The 20866-nt window shown below is 36.3% G+C and carries 21 protein-coding genes; 7 read left to right on the top strand and 14 right to left on the bottom strand.

Annotation, left to right across the window (positions count from 1 at the left end; genetic code table 11):
• The first annotated feature begins 392 nt into the window (after positions 1-392).
• Entirely contained in the window at positions 393-836 is a 444-nt protein-coding gene (locus tag ASU31_RS11130) for a DUF4395 domain-containing protein (protein ID WP_057932392.1), read from the top strand.
• Position 837: 1 nt separating this feature from the next.
• On the opposite strand, the gene ASU31_RS11125 is transcribed toward ASU31_RS11130, so the two are convergent.
• The 4 genes from ASU31_RS11125 to ASU31_RS11110 all read right to left on the bottom strand — a co-directional run bounded on the left by ASU31_RS11125 (position 838) and on the right by ASU31_RS11110 (position 5891).
• Positions 838-1869, bottom strand: a complete 1032-nt coding sequence (locus ASU31_RS11125; protein ID WP_057932391.1) for an Atu2307/SP_0267 family LLM class monooxygenase — start codon at positions 1867-1869, stop codon at positions 838-840.
• A gap of 87 nt (positions 1870-1956) precedes the next feature.
• Positions 1957-2391: a hypothetical protein gene (locus tag ASU31_RS11120; RefSeq protein ID WP_057932390.1), complete on the bottom strand. Its 435-nt coding sequence runs from the start codon at positions 2389-2391 to the stop codon at positions 1957-1959.
• A gap of 265 nt (positions 2392-2656) precedes the next feature.
• Positions 2657-4513: a Fe-S protein assembly chaperone HscA gene (hscA, locus tag ASU31_RS11115; RefSeq protein WP_057932389.1), complete on the bottom strand. Its 1857-nt coding sequence runs from the start codon at positions 4511-4513 to the stop codon at positions 2657-2659.
• A 142-nt stretch (positions 4514-4655) separates the two neighbouring features.
• Entirely contained in the window at positions 4656-5891 is a 1236-nt protein-coding gene (locus ASU31_RS11110) for a glycosyltransferase (protein ID WP_057932388.1), read from the bottom strand.
• Between the two features lie 153 nt (positions 5892-6044).
• Between ASU31_RS11110 and ASU31_RS11105 the strand changes: the two genes are divergently transcribed.
• Positions 6045-6626: a MiaE family protein gene (locus ASU31_RS11105; protein WP_057932387.1), complete on the top strand. Its 582-nt coding sequence runs from the start codon at positions 6045-6047 to the stop codon at positions 6624-6626.
• 29 nt (positions 6627-6655) lie between these two features.
• Here the strand turns inward: ASU31_RS11105 and ASU31_RS11100 are convergent, their stop codons facing one another.
• From ASU31_RS11100 to ASU31_RS11080, 5 genes are all read right to left on the bottom strand, one after another.
• The gene (locus ASU31_RS11100) at positions 6656-7732 is read right to left on the bottom strand and encodes a DUF3810 domain-containing protein (RefSeq protein ID WP_057932386.1); all 1077 of its coding nucleotides are present in this window, start codon (positions 7730-7732) and stop codon (positions 6656-6658) included.
• 71 nt (positions 7733-7803) lie between these two features.
• Entirely contained in the window at positions 7804-8115 is a 312-nt protein-coding gene (locus ASU31_RS11095; protein WP_083505336.1) for a hypothetical protein, read from the bottom strand.
• Complete coding sequence (locus ASU31_RS11090) at positions 8112-8486, bottom strand: type II toxin-antitoxin system VapC family toxin (RefSeq protein ID WP_280739859.1); 375 nt, start codon at positions 8484-8486, stop codon at positions 8112-8114. The genes ASU31_RS11095 and ASU31_RS11090 overlap by 4 nt, the downstream gene beginning before the upstream one ends.
• Before the next feature lie 2 nt (positions 8487-8488).
• Positions 8489-8746 carry a hypothetical protein gene (locus ASU31_RS27850; protein WP_057932384.1) on the bottom strand — a complete coding sequence of 86 codons (258 nt, stop codon included), beginning with the start codon at positions 8744-8746 and terminating at the stop codon, positions 8489-8491.
• A gap of 34 nt (positions 8747-8780) precedes the next feature.
• Positions 8781-10115: a dihydroorotase gene (locus ASU31_RS11080; RefSeq protein WP_057932383.1), complete on the bottom strand. Its 1335-nt coding sequence runs from the start codon at positions 10113-10115 to the stop codon at positions 8781-8783.
• Between the two features lie 291 nt (positions 10116-10406).
• Between ASU31_RS11080 and ASU31_RS11075 the strand changes: the two genes are divergently transcribed.
• The 3 genes from ASU31_RS11075 (at position 10407) to ASU31_RS11060 (ending at position 13180) form a co-directional block, all read left to right on the top strand.
• Positions 10407-11753 carry a DEAD/DEAH box helicase gene (locus tag ASU31_RS11075; protein WP_057932382.1) on the top strand — a complete coding sequence of 449 codons (1347 nt, stop codon included), beginning with the start codon at positions 10407-10409 and terminating at the stop codon, positions 11751-11753.
• A 486-nt stretch (positions 11754-12239) separates the two neighbouring features.
• Positions 12240-12575, top strand: a complete 336-nt coding sequence (gene gldC / locus ASU31_RS11065) for a gliding motility protein GldC (RefSeq protein ID WP_057932380.1) — start codon at positions 12240-12242, stop codon at positions 12573-12575.
• A gap of 203 nt (positions 12576-12778) precedes the next feature.
• Positions 12779-13180 carry a hypothetical protein gene (locus tag ASU31_RS11060; protein ID WP_057932379.1) on the top strand — a complete coding sequence of 134 codons (402 nt, stop codon included), beginning with the start codon at positions 12779-12781 and terminating at the stop codon, positions 13178-13180.
• 158 nt (positions 13181-13338) lie between these two features.
• Here ASU31_RS11060 and ASU31_RS11055 read toward each other — a convergent pair whose 3' ends face one another.
• The 3 genes from ASU31_RS11055 to ASU31_RS11045 are packed head-to-tail and all read right to left on the bottom strand — an operon-like array spanning position 13339 to position 16735.
• Positions 13339-14967 (bottom strand): hypothetical protein, encoded by a 1629-nt coding sequence (locus ASU31_RS11055; protein ID WP_057932378.1) that lies wholly within the window; start codon positions 14965-14967, stop codon positions 13339-13341.
• A 4-nt stretch (positions 14968-14971) separates the two neighbouring features.
• A complete protein-coding gene (locus ASU31_RS11050) occupies positions 14972-15901 on the bottom strand; it encodes an energy transducer TonB (RefSeq protein ID WP_057932377.1) in 930 nt (309 codons plus the stop codon).
• Positions 15902-15955: 54 nt separating this feature from the next.
• A complete protein-coding gene (locus ASU31_RS11045) occupies positions 15956-16735 on the bottom strand; it encodes a hypothetical protein (protein WP_057932376.1) in 780 nt (259 codons plus the stop codon).
• A 425-nt stretch (positions 16736-17160) separates the two neighbouring features.
• Between ASU31_RS11045 and ASU31_RS11040 the strand changes: the two genes are divergently transcribed.
• Positions 17161-19029 carry a sensor histidine kinase gene (locus tag ASU31_RS11040; protein ID WP_167346176.1) on the top strand — a complete coding sequence of 623 codons (1869 nt, stop codon included), beginning with the start codon at positions 17161-17163 and terminating at the stop codon, positions 19027-19029.
• Between the two features lie 46 nt (positions 19030-19075).
• A complete protein-coding gene (locus tag ASU31_RS11035; protein WP_057932374.1) occupies positions 19076-19816 on the top strand; it encodes a LytR/AlgR family response regulator transcription factor in 741 nt (246 codons plus the stop codon).
• 69 nt (positions 19817-19885) lie between these two features.
• On the opposite strand, the gene ASU31_RS11030 is transcribed toward ASU31_RS11035, so the two are convergent.
• Positions 19886-20275, bottom strand: a complete 390-nt coding sequence (locus ASU31_RS11030; protein ID WP_057932373.1) for a cupin domain-containing protein — start codon at positions 20273-20275, stop codon at positions 19886-19888.
• A gap of 20 nt (positions 20276-20295) precedes the next feature.
• Positions 20296-20775, bottom strand: coding sequence for a methylated-DNA--[protein]-cysteine S-methyltransferase (locus ASU31_RS11025; protein WP_057932372.1), 480 nt, complete (start codon positions 20773-20775; stop codon positions 20296-20298).
• Between the last annotated feature and the right edge of the window lie 91 nt (positions 20776-20866).

The following is a 20866-nucleotide window of genomic DNA, read 5'->3' as shown; positions in this document are numbered from 1 at the left end:
ACTTTACTAAATATAGGAATGTATTTCTAATGGGTACAGAAAATTTTGCGAATGAGTTGAGGTAACGCTCTTACTGAGGCTGTGTCAAAAAGTTAAATTCGATCCGCATTGTCACGTTGAGCTTGTCGAAACGCTCTGCCAAGGCTATTTAATTTAGTCCTTCGACAGGCTCAGGATGACAATCTATTATAAGACAGCCACGCAGGAGCAGGGTTCGTGTCTTTTATTTAGAGTTTATAGTCTGAACCTGCATTAAAATGTTGTTCACATTGTAGATTTTATATTGATAAATCAGCTCCCGTTCTTATTTTCAAGGAGGGGTTGGGGGTGGTTTTTTGTTGGATTGTATACACATTAAATTAATTCGCTAATTTTACGGCAAAATTAGCCCTATGGAATTATCTTGCCCGGTATCAGCAGAAAGAATAAATGAAAATGTAGTTAGGATTATTGCCTTTATAGTTGCTGTGATCGCAATTACTTGTGTTGTGTTTTCAAATTATTGGGCAATTGTTTTCCTGCTGTTTGATTTTGCTTTAAGGGCATTTACTTCAGGTAAATTTAGTTTGTTGAAATTTATCGCCATCAAAATAGCTGACGGACTTTCGCTTTCGCCGAAAATGAAGGATCTGGCGCCAAAAAAGTTCGCGGCAACCTTGGGCTTTGGATTCTGCTTATTGATTACCGCGGTATTTCTATTTGATTTTTATAATGCAGCGCTAATTTTTACCTCTGTTATGATCATTTTCGCTTTGTTAGAGAGTTTATTCGCCATTTGTGTAGGCTGTTATATCTATTCTTTTTTGCAGATTTTCACCAAAAAGAATGAGGTATAATTTATTTCTTTAAAGCCTCGCGTACTTTTGGTGCAATTTTGCTTCCGAATAATTCTATTGATTTCATTAAGGCTGCGTGCGATGGGCCTCCTACATCCATGTGTGCTGAGAAACGTGTTAAGCCAAAGGTTTCTTCCATGGCTAAAATCTTCTCTACCGATTCGTTTACATCGCCAATAATTAAAGCCCCACTACTGTTTCGGCCAGCGTCGAACTGATTGCGTTGATAAGGTGCCCAACCACGTGATTTACCGATCCTGTTCATCTGAGCGGAATAAAGTGGGTAATAGTAATCTGCAACTTCGTTACTGTTTTCGCCAAATAAGGAATGCATATGCACACCTACCTCAAATTTACTCATGTCGTGCCCATACGCTTCATAAACTCTTTTATAATAATCGAAAAGTGGTTTAAACTGTATAGGCTGACCACCGATGATGGCAAACATTACAGGTAAACCTAGTCTGCCAGCGCGTTCTACTGATTCTGGTGTTCCACCAACGGCTACCCATATTTTTAAATTGTCGTTTACAGCTCTAGGCAACACTTCTTGATTATTCAGTTCTGGTCTGAATTTACCCTTCCAGCTGATTTTGGGCTCCTTATTTATTTTGAGGAGTAATTCTAACTTCTCTTCATAAAGTTCGTCGTAATCTTGTAGGTTATAACCAAACAGCGGAAACGATTCGATAAAACTTCCACGACCGGCCATTAATTCGGCCCTGCCATTTGAAATTAAATCTATTGTGGCAAAATTTTGATACAATTTAACCGGATCGGATGAACTTAAAACGGAAACTGCGCTGCTTAGTTTAATGTTTTTGGTTACTGTAGCTGCAGCGGCCAGTATAATTTCAGGACTTGATACGGCGTAATCAGGGCGATGATGTTCGCCGATCCCATAGAAATCTAAACCAACCTCGTCCATTAGTTTTATTTCTGCTATAATTTCCTGAAGTCTTTGCTGAGCGGGTTGGATTTCTCCTTTTGCATTAATCTGCAAATCGCCAAACATACCGATACCTAATTCCATAATGATAAATAATTTCAACAAAGTTAATGGATAAGGATGAAGAGGTTTTTGATGTATGGTAAGAAAAGAGATGAAAGGATTTGTAATTTAATCGTCCAGTTTACCTAAAGTTTTAAAAATGCTTTCGAGTTCGTGATTAGGATAATCGAAGTTGGTAGTGTCGATCTTGAACTTTTTACCATTCTGTAAAGTAATATTCATAAATTTGTACCTGTTACGGCTAAATGGTAGATCAGGAATAGCTTTAATCATTTTGATTTCATTCCACTTAAAAGTTCCCAATTTTAAGAATGTGATCTCATTTTCATCTGCTATGATGGCATATTCCTCTTGTTTGGCTATTAGATTTTTGAAAAAGAATATAAGAAATACCACCAATATCGTCATTGTAATTAATGTTGATTGTAGATAACTCAGGTCACAGATAAAAGTGAGGTTAATTAAAAATAATGGGAAGAAACCAAAAACATAGAGTAATGGACCCAAATTGCTATTATCCTTAACTTTTACCGATGTAATCATGTTTGAAACAGGCGTTGGTTTTTACAGCTTCATAGAAATAAGTCAGTTATAAACACGAAGTAAAGCGGCAAGCGGGACTATCGGAACCGATAAGTATTGGTATTGCTTTCCAAAACAAAAATTAAACATGGGAGTCTTATTTGCAGGATAGATTCTGAAACAAGTTCAGAATGACGACTGCTACTGGAATACTAAGAAAGATCCTGAAATAAATTCAGGATGACGTGCCGAGGCTGAAAACTGGCAATTGAAAACTGCCAACTAGTTACTCTATCTTCTTACCTTTCATTGCCGTAGAAATCGCTGCATCCATTACACGCTCTGCAAAAGGACGGGTAAATTCATTCAGCTCGTCTGCTTTCTTCAAAATGGTATCTTTTTCCTGAATAGCTAAAGCGGTTCTGAGCGCTTCGATATGTACTTTGGTTTCTGCAATTTCGGTCTCTGTTAAATGTTCAGCATGTTTTTCAATAAAACGTTCGGCGGTATAAAGCAATTGCTCACCCTCACTTCTCGCTTCAATGAGCATGCGTTGCTCCACATCACTTTTGGCATGTTCTATACTATCGAGGAGCATTTTCTCTACAGTATCGTCACTCAAGCCATAACTTGGGGTAATTTCTATCTCTTGTTTAACACCCGAACGTAACTCTATCGCTTGAACAGTTAAAATTCCATCTGCATTCAGTAAAAAATTGATATCTACTTTCGGCAAGCCAGCTGGCATCGCAGGAATTCCCTTTAAGTCGAACTCAGCCAGTTTTCTGTTTTCTTTCACTAAATCGCGCTCACCCTGATAAACAGAGATCTTCATGTTTACCTGTCCATCTATTGAAGTGGTATATTGGCGACCAGCTTTAGTTGGCACTTTGCTGTTGCGGGCAATAATTACATCCATTAGGCCACCCATAGTTTCGATGCCCAAAGAAAGTGGGGTAACGTCTAATAATAGGATGTCAGAACGGTTTCCTGCCAAAACATCGGCCTGAATGGCGGCGCCAAGTGCTACAACTTCATCAGGATTGATGTTGTCCTGAGGTTTTTTACCAAAGAAATTTTCTACTGCCTGTTTTACGTAAGGTGTACGTGTAGAACCACCCACCAAAATCACTTCATCTATATCGCTGGCTGATAAATCTGCATCTTTTAATGCATTTTTACAAGCAGTAATAGTTTCTCCAACCTTTGCTGAAATTAACTGCTCAAAAGTTTGTTTATCAAGTGTGCACCAGATTTCGCCAACTTGTTCATTGTATAAATTTTGGGTAGATAGTGCTTTTTTAGCAGCCTCAGCCTGTAAGCGTAAGGTTTGCATCAAAATGTTGTCCTGAGCAACAACTGCTACATCAAGGTTGTTTTTCTCCAACCAATAGTTTAAAATGGCACGATCGAAATCATCACCACCTAAATAAGTATTGCCGTTTGTGGCCAAAACTTCAAAAATTCCATTCTGGATCTGTAGAATAGAAACATCAAATGTTCCGCCTCCTAAGTCGTAAACCGCGATTGTTTTTTGTTGCGATGGATCTAAGCCAATTCCGTAAGCCAAACTTGCTGCGGTAGGCTCGTTTACAATACGCATCACATCTAAACCGGCCAGTTTCCCAGCATCTCGTGTGGCCTGGCGCTGGCTATCGTTAAAATATGCCGGAACAGTGATTACAGCTCTGTTAACCGGAGTTTTTAAAGCGTGTTCTGCTCTTGCTTTAAGCTCTTTCAAAATTTCCCCCGATAATTCAATCGGTGTATAGAAACGGTCGCCGGCATGGATTTTTACTAACGCATCGCTATCGTCGTCTATAATTTTGTAAGAGAAAATAGCTGCATGTTCGGCCACATCTTTATAAGAGCGGCCAAGTAATCTTTTAACTGAAAAAATCGTGTTTGAAGGGTCAGAGGTTAAGTATTCTTTCGCCTCGTTACCTACAACGGCTTCATTCTGGCCATTAAAGTATACTACCGATGGTACCAATATTCCTTTACCTGCATCGTTAATTACCTGCGGATTCTTATCTGGATTGATAAATGCCACCAAACTATTGGTTGTACCTAAATCTATTCCAACTATAATTTCTTCCTTTTGAAACGAACCTGTAGCAAGGTTAATTGATATTTTTGCCATGGCTGCAAATTTACAATAATGTTGTGCTAAAATTGTTGTTAAGTTGTAAGTTTTAGTTGAAAAAGTCCGAGGTCGGAGGTCCGAAAGTCGAGAGTTTTATTAATATCGCTATATCTTCGGACTCCCGACTAAAGACTCTGGACTATCTCTTATTCTTCTCCTCGATCCACAAACTCATATATTTGGTGCTCTGTGTCGTGTGGTGATTTAATATCTGTCCGAAAAAGTTATTTTGCCGGTGTGCAGTTAAATCTGAAGCTAATCTTTCAACTTCTTTAATGAATTGATCTGTAAAATATTTAGCAGCATACCTTTGGTTAATAATCTGTACGCCATTTTGCTGCGCAACTTGCCAGGCATTTTTATCCTGATAGAGCTTTAGCGCTTCATCAATAAATAGCGATAAATTGTCTTCGATGCTACCATTCCAATCTAAATTGCCTTTCATGGCTTCTGCGCCAACGGATGTGGTAACCGATGGGGTACCAACCTGCATCGCATTAATGAATTTCCCTTTTACACCTGCGCCAAACTGGATAGGGGCAAGTAATATCCGATGTTTAGCAATGGTTTCCTTAGCATCTAAGGCTCTTCCTTTAATTAAGAACTTTTCGCCTTTGTTATCCAGTTGCAGCACTTTTTGCGAGGCATAAGATCCAAATATATTCAAGTTTGCGTTTGGAAGCCTTTTTCTGAGTTCTGGCCAGATCTTGGTTTTTAAAACCTGAACGGTATTCCAGTTAGGCTCATGAAGGAAATTGCCAATGAAAACAAAATCAGCACGCTCTTCGAATGAGATCCAGTTTTCGATGGTCTGCTGATCCATTTCTTCTTCGAGAAATGGTAAATAATAAATCAGTGAAGGATCAATTTTGAATTGATTTTTCAGTATATCCATCTCCACTTCCGAAATCATTATAGATAAATCGCAGCGTAAAATTGAAGCGATTTCTCTTTTGGCAGTGTCCGAAAATAAATCTAAAACTTGTTTTTTCTTGTCGCTTTGCTGGCGGGCACTTCTCAGGCAGTGTAAATCTTCGGTATCTAAAATCCTAACTGCATTAGGGCATTCCTGCTGAACCCGCCAGCCATATTGCTCCTCTACCATAAAGCGATCGAACAATACCATTTCTGGATTTAATTCTTTCAGAAATAGGTTGAAACTTTCGTCGTTTAATTTGATTTGTTCGTCAACAACGCTAGTCTCACTAAAATCATAACTGAAATCGCTTTTTGATGCTGCCGATGCAAAAGTGATCTGATAACCTTTGGACAGAAATAAATCAACCAATTGGATCATCCTCGTACCCGCTGCTGATGAAGTGGGTTCGGGCCAAACAAATCCAATAATTAATAATTTCTTAGCGCTTGTATTCATTTACCTGCAAAATAAGTTCTTTTTTTTGGCTCCCGCAGATAAATGTGATTTTCGCGGAGTGAAATGTAAAATCTGCATGATCTTTTAAAACTGCGAGAGATATTAAACGTATCTTAAATATTCTTAATTTTGCAGCTCAATTACAAGCACTACATGTTAGGATTAAAATTATTGACAGACCCACGTTGGGCAAATATGGCGGAATCGAATTTAGAAGAAATTTTATCTGACCATGCCTGGTGCGAACAAAAGGCGGCAACCAATGCCATTACTTTAATTACTCAAAATTCAGAACATCAGGATCTTGTAGATGAATTAACAGCGATTGCCATCGAAGAAATGCAGCATTTCCAGATGGTAATTGAAATTATAAAAAAACGGGGTTATACTTTAAGCCGTGAGCGGAAAGATGACTATGTCGGCCGTTTGGTGAAGTTTAGCAAAAAAGACGGAAGCCGAAATATGGCTTTTATTGATAGATTATTGTTTGCGGCAATGATTGAAGCCAGAAGCTGCGAACGTTTTAGGGTACTTTCGTTAAATATAAAAGATCAGGAACTGGCCAAGTTTTATCACGAGCTGATGGTCTCGGAAGCCGGACATTATACCACATTTTTAAATTTTGCGCGTAAATACAGTACCGATGTTGATGTAGATAAACGCTGGAGAGAATGGTTAGATTTTGAAGGGGAACTGATTCAGAGTTTTGGAACTAAAGAAGCGATACACGGATAGTTCAGTTTGCAGTTTTCGGTTTTTCATTATCAACTGTTAATTGTCAACTCCTTTTTATGTATATTCCACAGCCAGATTACAATATCCTGATAACTATTAATTCCTTTTTTCTGATTGTTCAGTTTTAAGAAACTATCGAATGCGGCATCCATATAACCGAACATATCGCCATTGTATTTTCGCCAGAATTCTTTTTCGGTTTTGAAATCGGCTAAAACCTGTGGTAAGAGTTTCAAATAAAGTAATTTATAATCGTCGGGAGATTTCATCCTGATCTCAAACAAAATATACCGCAACATTTCATAATTAGCAGAATATTGATAATTTACATCTGGGCTGTTGCTTGCGGTTAAATAACCCAATAGGTTAGCTTCATCCTCATAAGCGATGCCCAATTGATGTCCGATTTCGTGGCAGCTTACATAAGGTTTAACGAAATCCGGTAAACTCATATTCATATTGGCTTCGCCGGAAAGCGGCGCGTAATAGCCTTCGATGCCAATTTTACTGATCATCCATGAATTTAAAACAGACTTTAAGCAAGGGTTTGGATAATGGAACAACTGATTTTTTTGTGCCATCAACGCATAAGCCGCTGTTGACCTTATTTCTAGTTCTTTGACTGTGTAAGCTGGAATTTTGCCTTGCTTCAGTTTTAGATTATTGGTTTTTTGGATAAAATAATCGCCAAGAACAACTAATTCTTTAACGTTATATTTTTCATTACCAATACCCAGTTCTTCACTAATGCTTGGCTGACTGTAATTTAGACCCCATACAATTTTGAAAATAATATAGAGCATCAGAAAGAAGTTGAGGACCTGTAAAGGAACAAGAATTCTATCCTGTCTTTTTAGCGATTTTCGTTGTTTATAAAACCTCACGATTTTATAAAGTACAAAGCCAATCAATAAGGCATAAATGATATCGCCAATGGCAAAAGGGAAAGTAGACGATAAAAACCTTAATGCCGAAGAGATGTGAGGATAAAAACCTGTTGAGTAATATTTTTGGACAAGGGAGGGGAAGAAGCCAAAGAAATAAATGAGTAAAGCAATTACTAAAACAACGATAAATTTTGAATAGATAGATTTATTTTTTTGCATTTGTATTACCAGTTGAAAATAATGACCATTATAATAATCACCAAGATGAATATTGGCCTGAGTAATTGTTGTTAGTCTGCTTTTCTAATGTATCCATCTTTCCTTAATTCCCAGGAAACTATAATCTCAAAAAGTGTTGTTGGGGGACTAAATATGAAATCAGAGATAGAATATGACTCATTTGCAAGCTTAAAATTTTCGATTTCAATTGCTTTTTGAGCATAAAATTTACTTTGGTTTATTTCACGTTCAGGTATATTTCTCAACTTGATTTCCTCTTCTGCCTGTACCAAGGCAATGTCATTCCAATCTTCAGGAGAACTAACAATCTGCAGAATTTGTTCTGTCGTTCTGTCTTTTATAGGAGGGTTAAAAGTAATCATTGCTTAAATAGCTTCAAATCCTCAATATTCTTGAAATGCTTGTAATTAAGTGTATCGAAATATAAATCGTGTGCAATAGCTGTTGCTGCAATGAATAAGTCAGCTTTATCTATACTTTTGCGATGCCTTTTTAGTTTGTTTTGAACTTCTACCGCCATCAAAGCCGCATCACTATCGAATGGAAATACAATAAAACTAGACAGCATGGCTTTCCAGAAATCTGCCTGCTCACCTTTTGCACCTGTATAAATTTCAAATTCAGTTATACTGGATATGCACAGGTTTTCTGATTTTTGAGATAAATCAAATAACCTTGTTTTTGATTTATCCATTTTTCTGAAATAATCAATCAAAATTGAGGTATCAACCATTATTATTTGGTCCGCCATTCATTTATTGATTTTCTTGCTTCATCGATTTTTTGAATTTGTGTTTCAGAAAATACTGGGCCATTTAATAAAAGATCCGAAAATTTTGTGCCATATTTTATAGCAGGCTCTTCGACTTTGTTATCAGGAATTACATTTCTATTCTTCGCTTTTTCTTTCAACTTAGCAACAAAATCCGAAACCTCCTTCTTCATGTTTGAAGGGAGTGCTGAAATTTCCGAAAATAACTGTAAATCTGTCATTGCTAATCTCTTAAACTAAACAAATATAACAAATCTATCTTGCAAAAGTTAAGCGTTTTCCAATCTGATCGGTCGTAAATTTGCCATTTTGATAAGCCAGATTTCCTGATACAAAGGTATGTGTAATACTTGCCTGGAAGGTATCTCCATCAAAAGGGCTCCAACCACATTTGTAGAAATTGTTAAGCTTGGTTACTGTCCAGGAATCTTTTAAGTCTACCAACACTAAATCTGCCCAGTATCCTTCACGGATGAAACCACGTTTTTCGATATCAAAACAGATGGCCAGGTTGTGTGCTGTTTTTTCAACAATTTTCTCTAAAGAGATCTTACCCTGTAAATGCATTTCTAACAATGCTGGTAAGGCATGTTGTACCAATGGACCACCAGATGGGGCTTGAGCGTAAGGCTGCTGCTTTTCTGCCAATGTGTGTGGCGCGTGATCTGTGGCAATCACGTCAATGTAATCTTCCAGCACACCTTTAAGCACACCTTTTTGATCATCTTCCGTTTTTACTGCAGGATTCCATTTAATGAAATTTCCTTTTGATGCATAATCTTTATCGTTAAACCAAAGGTGATGTACGCAAGCTTCGGCTGTAATTTTTTTATCCTTTAGCGGGGTAATATTATCAAATAGTGCTATTTCTTTTGCTGTAGAAATATGTAAGATATGTAAGCGGGTTTGATAAGTTTTAGCCAGTTCGACCGCTAGTGACGATGATTTATAACAAGCCTCTGTGCTGCGGATTAAAGGATGCATATCAATAGTCAGGTCGTCACCGTATTGCGCCTTAAACTTGGCTAAGTTTTCGCGGATAGTTGCTTCATCTTCGCAGTGGGTAGCCACTAATATTGGCGCTTTGCTAAAAATGTTTTCTAAAGTTTTCTCATTATCAACCAGCATATTCCCGGTTGATGAACCCATGAAGACCTTAATTCCGCAAACGTTTTTAGGGTCGGTTTTTAAAACCTCTTCAATATTGTCATTGCTGGCCCCCATGTAGAATGAGTAATTGGCCAATGAGGTTTGCGAAGCAATTTCGTATTTATCAGCTAATAAATCCTGTGTTAAAGTATTGGGTACCGTGTTGGGCATTTCCATAAAGGAGGTAATCCCTCCAGCCACAGCGGCCATGCTTTCGGTAAAAATATCGGCTTTATGGGTTAAACCAGGCTCGCGGAAATGCACCTGGTCATCAATCATCCCTGGTAAAAGGTATTGCCCTTCTGCGTTAATTTCTTGCGCATCAGGTGCAGATAGATTTTGACCGATTTTGGCTATCAATCCATCTTTTATCAATACATCGGCAACAACTTTTTGTCCTTCATTTACAATTGTAGCAGCTTTTATCAGGTAAGTATTCATGGTTTCAAAGGTAAAAATAGATTTGAGAAGTTAGATATGAGATTTGAGAATTTTGACACGCTAATTTGGCGGATGAAAGGTGCTGACTGAGTTTAATGTTACTGTTTTGAGTGAAATAAACCCGACAGTAGCGAGCACGAAGTAAAGCGGGTGGCGGGGCTTGCTGAAAAGAAGAGTTACTGGCTTTGCTTTACATTAAATAGCTGATAAGAGCTTTGAATTGCAATTGGGTTCAAAACCTTCTGCCTTACATCTTCTAACCCTCAACCTTAATCACTATCTTTGTGCGCTATGGCAAAATCGTTCGAAGAATTTAAGTTAAACAGGCAAATTTTAAATGCAGTTGCCGATGCAGGTTATACCGTTGCCACGCCGATACAGGAAAAAGCAATTGCACCAGTATTATCTGGACAGGATATTTTTGGTATTGCAGAAACTGGTACAGGAAAAACCGCGGCTTTTGTTTTGCCAATTTTAATGCAATTGAAATATGCACAGGGTGATAACCCAAGAGCACTGATTTTATCTCCAACACGCGAACTGGCGATGCAGATTGCCGAGCAGGTAAAGTTGTTTTCGATTTATACCGATTTACGTTCGTTAGTGATTTTTGGTGGAATTGGTCCGAAAACACAGAAAGAGCAAATTGCAAAAGGAGTTGATATCCTGATTGCCACACCCGGAAGATTTTTGGATTTATATTTGGCTGGTGATATTAATACCCAGAGCCTTAAATTTTTGGTACTGGATGAAGCGGACAAAATGATGGATATGGGCTTTATTGGCTCTATTCACCGGATTTTGGAAATAGTTCCGCGTAAACGCCAAAATTTATTGTTTTCGGCAACCATGAGTGATTTAGTGCAGAAAATTGCAGGCGATTTCTTGAATAATCCGCTTGTGATTGAGGCATCTGCGCAAGCAACCCCTGCTGCAAACGTAACGCAGGCTTTATACCATGTTCCCAATTTCAAAACGAAAATTAATTTACTACAGCATTTGCTGAAGAATGATGAGGCTTTTAACCGCCTGATCATTTTCTGTAAAACAAAAACCGTTGCCGATAATATTTACAGTTTTATTGAGCGCAGATATGGCGCTGAGAATGTTCGTGTGATCCATGCCAATAAAGGACAAAACACCAGAATTAACTCCATAAATAGTTTCAAAGAAGGTAATATCAGGGTTTTAGTGGCTACGGATGTTGCAAGTAGGGGTATTGATGTGAGTGATGTAAGCCATGTAATCAATTTCGATGTGCCGATCATTATCGAAGATTACGTACACAGAATTGGCCGTACGGGTAGGGCATTTGCCAAAGGTGATGCGATTACCTTTGCAACGGATGCCGAAAAATATTATATCCGCAAGATCGAAAAATTGATCCGCCAGTACATTCCTGTTGCTGAAATCCCTGAAGGCGTTTTTATTGATGAAACACCTTATGAAGAGCGCCAACATATTGCAAAGGAAATTGATATGCAGAAACGCAAGGAAGATCCTGATTTTAAAGGGGCTTTCCACGAGAAAAAACATGCTGCTGCAATAGAAAAAAAGGTGAGGGAGAAAGCCAAAGCAAAGGCTGGTAAGCAGGTAAAGAGTTTTAAAAAAGGTAAAAAATTCGATAAGAAAAAGTAATGAACCCGACACAATTAAAATAATTATTAATTTCTAAATAATTATTTCAATTGTCAAAGGCTCCATCTGACAATTGAAAACAAATAAATAAACACAGATGAACTTTAGGATTACGCCTTTAAATATAGTTCAGGCCATCACTGTTGCTGCAATGATTTATTTGATCTTTGCACAGAATAAAGTTGGCCGTAGTGAAGAAATTTCAATCGGTTTTTATTTTTTAATATTGGTCTGTTTAATGTTTGTCACAATAATCACGGATATATTATTCAGAATAACATTGAAAAACACAAAAAGGATTTGGATTATTGAATCGATTTTCATCGTGATAGCCATAATCTTGATGGTAATTTTACAAAAAGTAGCGTAAGGCTACGATGAAGTAAAACTAATATTAATCATCTTTGCATCCGAAAAAAATAAACTGATACCTAAGAATCCCTTTATCGGTGTAATCCTTTAATCGGTGTGATATATTTAAAAAAAATGAAAAAAGCAGAAATAAAAATAACCGTTGAGTTAGATGAAGGCAATAACCCAGATAACATACTTTGGGAGAGTACAGATGCTGGAAACGCTGATAAAGTGCCTGCCAAGGCGATGTTTTTATCGGTTTGGGACCACAATTATAAAAATACTTTAAAGATAGATCTTTGGACAAAAGATATGCCTGTTGATGAGATGAAACGTTTCTTCTACGAAACTTTGCAAACCATGGGCGATAGCTTTTTAAAAGCCACAAACGAAACTTTGATTGTTGAAGATTTACGTGATTACTGTGCCCACTTCGCAGATAAGATGGGGATTATTGAAGGGCAATAGTTCATTAGTCATTAGTCATTAGTCATTAGTCATTAGTCATTAGTCATTAGTCATTAGTCATTAGTCATTAGTCATTAGTCATTAGTCATTAGTCATTAGTCATTAGTCATTAAAAAATGCCAGACAAGTTAGCTATTAACCATCAACTATCAGCTATTAAAGCAATTCACCGATTTATACAGTTAACTGATTAACCAAAAAATATGTTAGTATTAAATAAATTCAGGGCTTGGTTAGGCATTTTATTATGCGTTATTGCAGGTTTCTGCCCCATGTTAAAAGTGCCCATTAAAGGCAATTGGAATTTGTATCAATCAGATGCACGTTTGTTTCTGATCACTTATGCCATTATCGCTATTTCGGTGTTGTTTCTGTTTATCAGAAAAGTAGGTGCCTTTAAGTTTATGAGTTTTGTAATGACTATCTGGTATGTTTTAGCGGTAGTTGCTGTTTATTTTACTGCAAATAATTATACTAAATATGGCTTCGCCAATAAACTTATCGGTAAAGTTGTTCATTTCCAGTGGGGCTGGATTGTACTTTTGGTAGGTGTTATATTTATGCTTTTCAGTGTTAAGAAATCACAATTAGAGGTGAAATCTTAGCTTATTCAACTTAATATTTCAGGAATATAGCTTGTAGCCGTGATTTTATTGGCTACCAGTGTTAAGAATGAACGGCTAGATATAAATAATATCAAATTAAAACGCAGGTAGCCGTCAAGTTACCTGTGTTCTTTTTTTTAACAAGGTTATATGGAGAATTAATTGTTCCCTTTCTTTTTAATCTGCTCCAAACCTTGTATCAGGATATCGCCTACTTTTTGGATGTCGGCTGAGGTTTTGGCATCTCTTTCGGCTTTTAAACGCGCTTTTTCAGCAGCAGCTTCTTTTTCTCGTTGCTGTTGTGCAAGCAAAGCTTCTTCTTTTTTGCGTTTGTTATCTGCGAAAACAGCCTCCTGGGCCTTCGAAAATATCATGATGTAGTACATTCGTGTTTTCTCAAATGGCTTATCGCTATAATTTATAATAACTTCCGATTTTGGATCTTTTGCCTGGGTGATTAAGTCGCTTTTCATTTTTTCATAGTAAGCTTTGTCGCCAGTGCTAAAATAGATAATGCGTGAATAGGTATCGCTCAGTTTGTATTCGTAAACGACATAACTAAGCGAATCGGATGGCGATTTGAAGTAGAACTCGTGCGGGTAAGCCGCCGCATTATAGGTCATCTTTCTACTCGCCCAATCTACACTTACCATTGTAACATATTCTTTGGTTAAAAGGGTTTTCAAAGCATTCTTTTCCATGTTCAAGTAATAGCTTACTAAAGCGCTTGCATCTATCGGATTAGTGTTTTGGTACCTGGTATGAATGTCATTAATAAAAGGTGAAATCGTAAATTGGATATATTTATCCTTGTCGTTATTTAAACATTGAAGATTGTTGTTGTTATAAATAATATCTCCTTCTTCGTCTCCTTCACCTTCATTAGCCCAATTGTTAAAACGGAACCATTTCTTTATTTTGTTGTGCACGAGTGGGTCGGTGAAATAGAAGTTAATACCATCTAATTTTCGATATTTATTGCATGAAATAGTTACAGATGTACCTTCTCCAAACATGTAAGTTGTAGTGTATCCAAAAACTGTTGAAATTCCTTTCCCTTCATAATTTGTTAAAATGTTGTTGAGCGATTTATAAAGAAATTTAATGCCCTGACCCTTTAAAAATTGTACAACACTTTGTCCGGTTTCTTCAGGGTTGCTATGAACCGTTAGCGAATCGGTATTGAATGTTTTTGTTATAGTGGGTGAGATAAAACGATCGGTTTTAGTTAAGTTAATGGCATAAGTAAATTTTGCTTTATCGCTTTCACTACTTCCCATTTCGCTTACTTCGGCTATTAAATTATTATTAAAATAAAGGCTTGAGGTAACAGCATTGCTGATTAAAGGCCACTTGCGGTAGCCCAGTATTTTTTCCGTAGCTGTAAAAGTTGCCGGCGAAATATTGTTAAGATACCAATTTACGCCCTGTACCTGATCGCTTGCATTTGCAAGCACATCTACCTGCATCTTGTTACTGCATCTTAACGATGTGCGCATTTCTAACAGTTTTCCGGGTTTTTCGTTGCTTTTTGGATGATCATATATAGATTCTTCTTCCATACTTTCTATCTGGATACCTATTGCTTTCAGTTCATTGCTGATAAGTTTACAGGCTTGCTCTGTATTGGAGCGAAGTAACTCAGCAGCTAAACTTTTTGCTGTAGACTGAGTGGCAATGATCTGTTTGGTTTTAACAGGCGTTGCTGCTTTTTTAATCTGTGCACTGGTCTTTGTTGCTATACACAATAGCATCAATATAAGGCCTTGTTGAATAAAACTTTTCATGGCTTTAATTGCTTAAGTTAAATGTAATAGGAAGTGTAAGTGAGTATCTTACGCTAATGTTGTTTAATCTGGCCGGTGTCCAGTTTCTACTGGTAAGTGTTGCAACCCTCAGCGCCTCATCCCTTAGTGCCATAGGGCCATCAATTATGGATGCACTAACGCTGCCATCAGTTTCTATTATGATTTTGACATTCACTTTGCCTTGTATATTACTTTCGATTGCTTTTTGAGGATATTTCAGGTTTTCGCCTATAAAAGCACCTAAATCTCCTTTAAATTTTGCCGGAACAACTCCAGAACCGGTATCATAAGCTGCATTCTGGTTTGATGAGGTCTGTTGATTTTGCAAGTTTCTTGCTCCGGTTGTTCCTGTATTTCGGTAAGTATTGGTAGTTTGATTGGACTGGGTAGTTCTTTCTCCGTTATAAGCTTTGTAATTAGGTATACCATTATCGCATTCTGCATAGTAATACCCTTTTCTGTAAATGGCAGGATTAGTTGAGCAATCATCAAGTAAAGTGCCATTATACTCCTTAAAAGCGAAACAGGCTGCCTCAAAGATCCATGAAAGTTCGGTTTCACTCCCAAAACTGCCATTTTTCCAGATTGCATTTGGCTCAAAAGTGTGGCGTGAATTTGTCACAGATGGCTTGCCTTCATTTTTATCGTAAAACACCCAGCTAATGGCTACTCTTTTGGTATACCTGTTTTGTATTTGCCAATTCCAGTACCATTGTTGAGAACTTTTGTTAAAATACGCCTTTTGAACACGGATATAAATGCCTTTATAACATGAGTTCTGGACCCAGCCGCCCCATTCAAATTGAGGATTTGAACTGGAATATAGCTGTGCAGAGGCATTTAATGTTATTCCAAAATATAAGACCATACCAAATACAGCCCGCAGCAAAATATTCTTTTTGATTATATACATGGTTACATTTCTTTAAGTAAAGTCAATATGAATGTGGTTTTTGTAAACTGGATCTTATCTTATTTTTAAAAGGTCGTAAACAATTTTCAACATGCTCACTTGCTGGTTTTTATGGCCTTCCTCTGCTTCAATATTGATATATGGAATTTTATTTTTACCGCAATACACAGATAGTGAGCCGTCATCATTTGGATTGTCGCTTTGCAGCACTACATTTTCATTCAATGCTTTTAAATAATTGAAATCATTTAATTCTGTCACCAGAAAAAAGTCATCTAAATCTTTTCCTCCGGCCATAAATACATCTTTAGCTTCCTTATAATATTTGTTTGGTTTGATATAATCGATCAATGAAAGTGCTCCATTATTGGTATTGTTGTGTATAGAAATGATGTATTTGTTTGGATTTCTGACATTAAACACTTTTAAAAGAGTATCTGAAAATTTTTTAATTTGGGTAGTTATTTCTGTTGGAAAGATTACGGTTCCCTGGTTGTACTTTTTTAGCGTACTGTCAATCCCTGTTTTTGAGAAAATACGGTTAGGATCAAAAAAATAATCCTTTTGGTGTATCCGATAAGCTAACCATCGTTCGTTTGCTTGATGTATTTCGAAAAGATTAAAACTTATTTCTTTCGGTAAGCTATTAAAAGCTTCGATGGCCGTATTTTCATTATCATGTAATGATAGGAGTGTGGCAATACTTTTTTTGTTTTCCTGATATTTTACTGTACAGGTTTTTGCACCCAACCGAAAAGAAATATCGGTATTTGAAGTAAACGCTGTTATTAACACAACATTTATTAAGAGTGCGCTAATTAAGGTCTTTTTCATCTCTATCTCATTTATTTTATGGCAAAGAGGTCACCATAATTTTCTACAGTTCAGCTATTAAAAAACACGTTTTTTTGTAGATTTTAATTTACATATCAAATTTAAGTTTACATTATTCTTTAATTGTGGCAATTGAGTGAAGTATCTACTTTTTATTGTGAACCTGCGGTTATGGAATGTGTAGTAAAATAATATTAAATGGAACAGCGGCTTCTCTGTTTGGTTGGTGCATTTAAACTTAGAATAGTAGGCTTCGCAAGGCTAAAACAAGACCTCACTCATTTTTAGTATTTATTGTACTTTTTCTAATTAACTTTAATGAGGAGATCTTTTTTTAGGTTTTTGATAGGATGGGTATAAAAAATAAATTTTTAATCACTTTAATAGCTTTTGTTTATACCATTATAGGTAACAGCCTGTATTTAATGGGACAACCCGTTATAAAACCTATTACAATTAATGATGAAACAAAAAAAACGGGTTTAGTAAATAATTCCTATTACGCTATTTCAAAAAATAATAACAAAACCATTAACCAGCTTAAAAAGTTAAAATGGTATATGCTAGATAGTGCTTCGCAAAAAACAGACGGATTTGCTGATACTGTGAGGCAATTTTGGATTAATTTTAATACAGTAAGTACGTTAGAAAAAGATACCACCCTAATTTTAAAACTGGGTGGTAAAAATGAAGAAACCTCGCTATATGAATATAAAAACAAGGAATTAGTATTACTCGGTAGAACAGGTTTTGGCAGTCGCATTACCGATTTATCAGTTAAAAGTGATTACTGGAGGGTGTATTTACCTATAAAAAAGCAGCGTACGCAGCATTTTTATCTGTTAATAAGTAAATATCAGTACAACATTATCTATCAATGGCCATATTTAGAAACTTTTGATACCGCATATAAAGAGAAAGTTGATGAGCTCATCACTTCTCCCGCCAGTTTTAAAAATTTAAAGCTATGGGTTGCCGGTTTTTATTTTGCCGTGTTTATATACTGTTGTTTGAAATATTTTCTGCAGCGGAGAGTTAAATCCTATCTCTATTGTGCTTTAGCCTCTATTTGGTTGTTTTTAAGATACTCTTTGCAGGTTGATGCATTGGTGTTTGAAGTAAATTGGTTGCCCTGGCTGAATAATGATTTTATATTTTTACTTTCTTTTATTCCTCAAAGTATTTTCTACATCCTCTTTTTGAGCGAATTTTTACAGGTTAGACAAAATAGATTCCTTAATTTATTCGTTAAAATTTGTTTAGTCCAATGGCTATTAATGTTGATTATAATGCCGGTACACTTTGTTTGGCCCGAGCAAAGTATTATAACCAAGATATTCTGGAAATACAATGTATTACCCTTTCTGATATTATTGCTTTTGTTAAGCTATTACACCAGACCAAAACCCAACAGAGGATATTTAAAGTTTGCATTTATAGGTTTGGTAACTTTATCAGCTGCGTTTATTTTTGTTGTTGTACCCAAATGGCTGTATTTTAATAGTTATCTGCCTCATTGGTACTACCATTTAAATAACCAATACGATTTAATAACATTGGCTTTTGTGGTTGATACGATTCTGTTTTTAACAGCCCTTGCCTATAAAGATAGATTGGATGAATTGGAGCGGATTAACTTAAAAATTAAAAATGCAGAAAATGAGCATAAGATTTTAAGATTGCAGATGAATCCTCATTTCATTTTTAATTGCTTAAATTCAATAAACTTATACATCGAACAGAATAATAGTGTTCTGGCATCTAATTACCTGAGTAAATTTTCTCAGTTAATGCGGTTATCGTTAGCACACTCCCGGAAAGAAAAAATAATATTATCAGAAGAAATCAAAACCATTAAGCTGTATTTGGAAATGGAAACCATGCGTTTTAAAGGTAAGTTGAAATATACTTTTGAAATGGAGGATACGGTTGATGTAGATTTTATAGAAATACCACCAATGCTGATACAACCTTACATTGAAAATGCCGTTTGGCATGGTCTGATGCATAAAAAGGAGGGAGGTGAGATCTTGATTAATATATCACAGAATTTTGCCAAACAAACTTTATTGATAACCATCAGAGATAACGGTATAGGCAGAGCTAAAGCAGCCGAATTGAATAGCAAAGCTGCTGAGAAAGAAAAATCTTACGGAACATTGATTACGGGCGAACGTATTGCTAATTTTAATAAGGAATTTAATACAGATACACAGATCCATACTGAAGACCTATACAATGATGAAAATCAGGCCATTGGAACCTTGGTTTTAATTAGTATTCATTTAACCTAAAATATCTTGTTATAAACATTAGTAAAACATATAATGCTCTTTAAATATGAAAACGCTCAATATTGTAATTATAGATGATGAAGAAGATAGTATAAGCCTGTTACGCATCCAGTTAAAAAAGCATTGTGAACAGATTGGTTCTATTTATTCTTTTAGCAATCCGATTAAAGCTTTAGAGGAGATAGAAAGTTTAAGCCCAGATTTAGTCTTTCTGGATATCGAAATGCCAGAACTAAATGGTTTTCAGCTTTTAGAAAAATTAATGCCGATAACCTTCAAAGTGGTTTTTACCACAGCCTATAATGAGTTTGCCATTAAAGCATTTAGATTTAGTGCATTAGATTATCTGGTAAAACCAATAGATGTGAATGATTTGATAGAAGCCGTAAATAAGGCGGCAGTTCAGCATAATCCCTCTGATGAGCAATTAAATCATTTTCAGCGGCAGATGAATTCGGAGCGCATAAACAAAATTGCCGTGAGCTCGCTTTCTGGTGTTGTTTTTATAAATTTAGATGATATTCTTTATATAGAAGCCAGTAGCAATTATTCTATTTTGGTTTTATTGGACGGAGAAAAGGTAATTGTTTCTAAAACCTTAAAAGATGTACAGGAGATTTTGGAGAACAGAAATTTCTTTCGGATCCATCGTCAATACATTATAAATTTAAACAAGGTAAAATATTTTAATAAAAACGATTGTTTGCTTACACTGGAAAATAATAAACAGTTGCAGGTTGCCCGTATCCAAAGAGATCGGTTTATTGATAAATTTGGGTTGGTTTAAAATTCCTTCTATAAACAATTTTAAAATTTAAACCTTTCGTGCAATTGTGAGTGTAGCTGGTTGAAAACGCTAATCTATAGTGAAATAGTCATCAGTATCATCTCCCAGGGGAATATAGATTCTTTCCCATTCATTACCTTCCATAACTTCCCAGGTGTGTCCTTCTCCGGCTGTATCGTTTGCAATGAGTATAATCCCCGGCTCTATAATAAAAGTTTCGCCATTGCTTACTGTAAATTGAAGTTTACCCTTAAGCGTAATTACGTATTGACGCCTTGGTGCAGGGTGGGGGATTTTCTCTAAAGAGGATACATCGGTTTGTGCGAAAAAATAATTGGCATTGATATGCTGACGGATTGGTATTGTACCCGTTTCAAAGGCACATTTGTTATTTTCAATATTAATTAAGCGGATGGCTTTTATAAAATTTTTAGTTGTTTCGGCTTGGTCTGTATTCATCTGCAAAAAAAAGTATGATTTTAAAATTTTAATTCGGTTTGTCCTTTTTGGGCAATTTCCCGTTCGTGTTGTAGCAGCCACTGTTTACGCCATAAACCACCGGCATAACCCACCAGTTTGCCGTTACTGCCAATTACCCTATGGCAAGGTACTACAATGGCAATATTGTTTTTTCCATTTGCTGCGGCAATTGCCCGTATCGCTAATGGATTGTGTGCAGAAAATTTGGCATATGAGGTGGTTTCGCCAAAAGGTATGGTCAGTAAATTCTGCCAGACCTCCTGCTGAAATTCAGTCCCTTTTTGCTTTATTGGGAAATCGAAATCCTTTAAATCGCCTTTAAAATAGTCATTTAGCTGGTTGGCTACCTTTACCGTAAGTTCATTTTCTGATAATCCAGTAATATCCTTCTCAGCAAAAGTAATTACATGCACAAATTCGTCATCAGCTAAGATAGTTATTGTGCCAACAGGCGATGCTATAACTGATGCGTAATCCATAATTTTCCGTGACTTCAGTGTTTCTGTGGCTAATTTCCTTTTCGCTTATTCTTAAACAAAATTACAACAATACAACAATTTAAGCATGCAA

The sequence above is a fragment of the Pedobacter ginsenosidimutans genome (assembly GCF_001442625.1).
GTDB lineage: Bacteria > Bacteroidota > Bacteroidia > Sphingobacteriales > Sphingobacteriaceae > Pedobacter > Pedobacter ginsenosidimutans.
The sequence above is the reverse complement of the archived record's forward strand: the minus strand, read 5'-3'. Positions and strand labels throughout refer to the sequence as shown.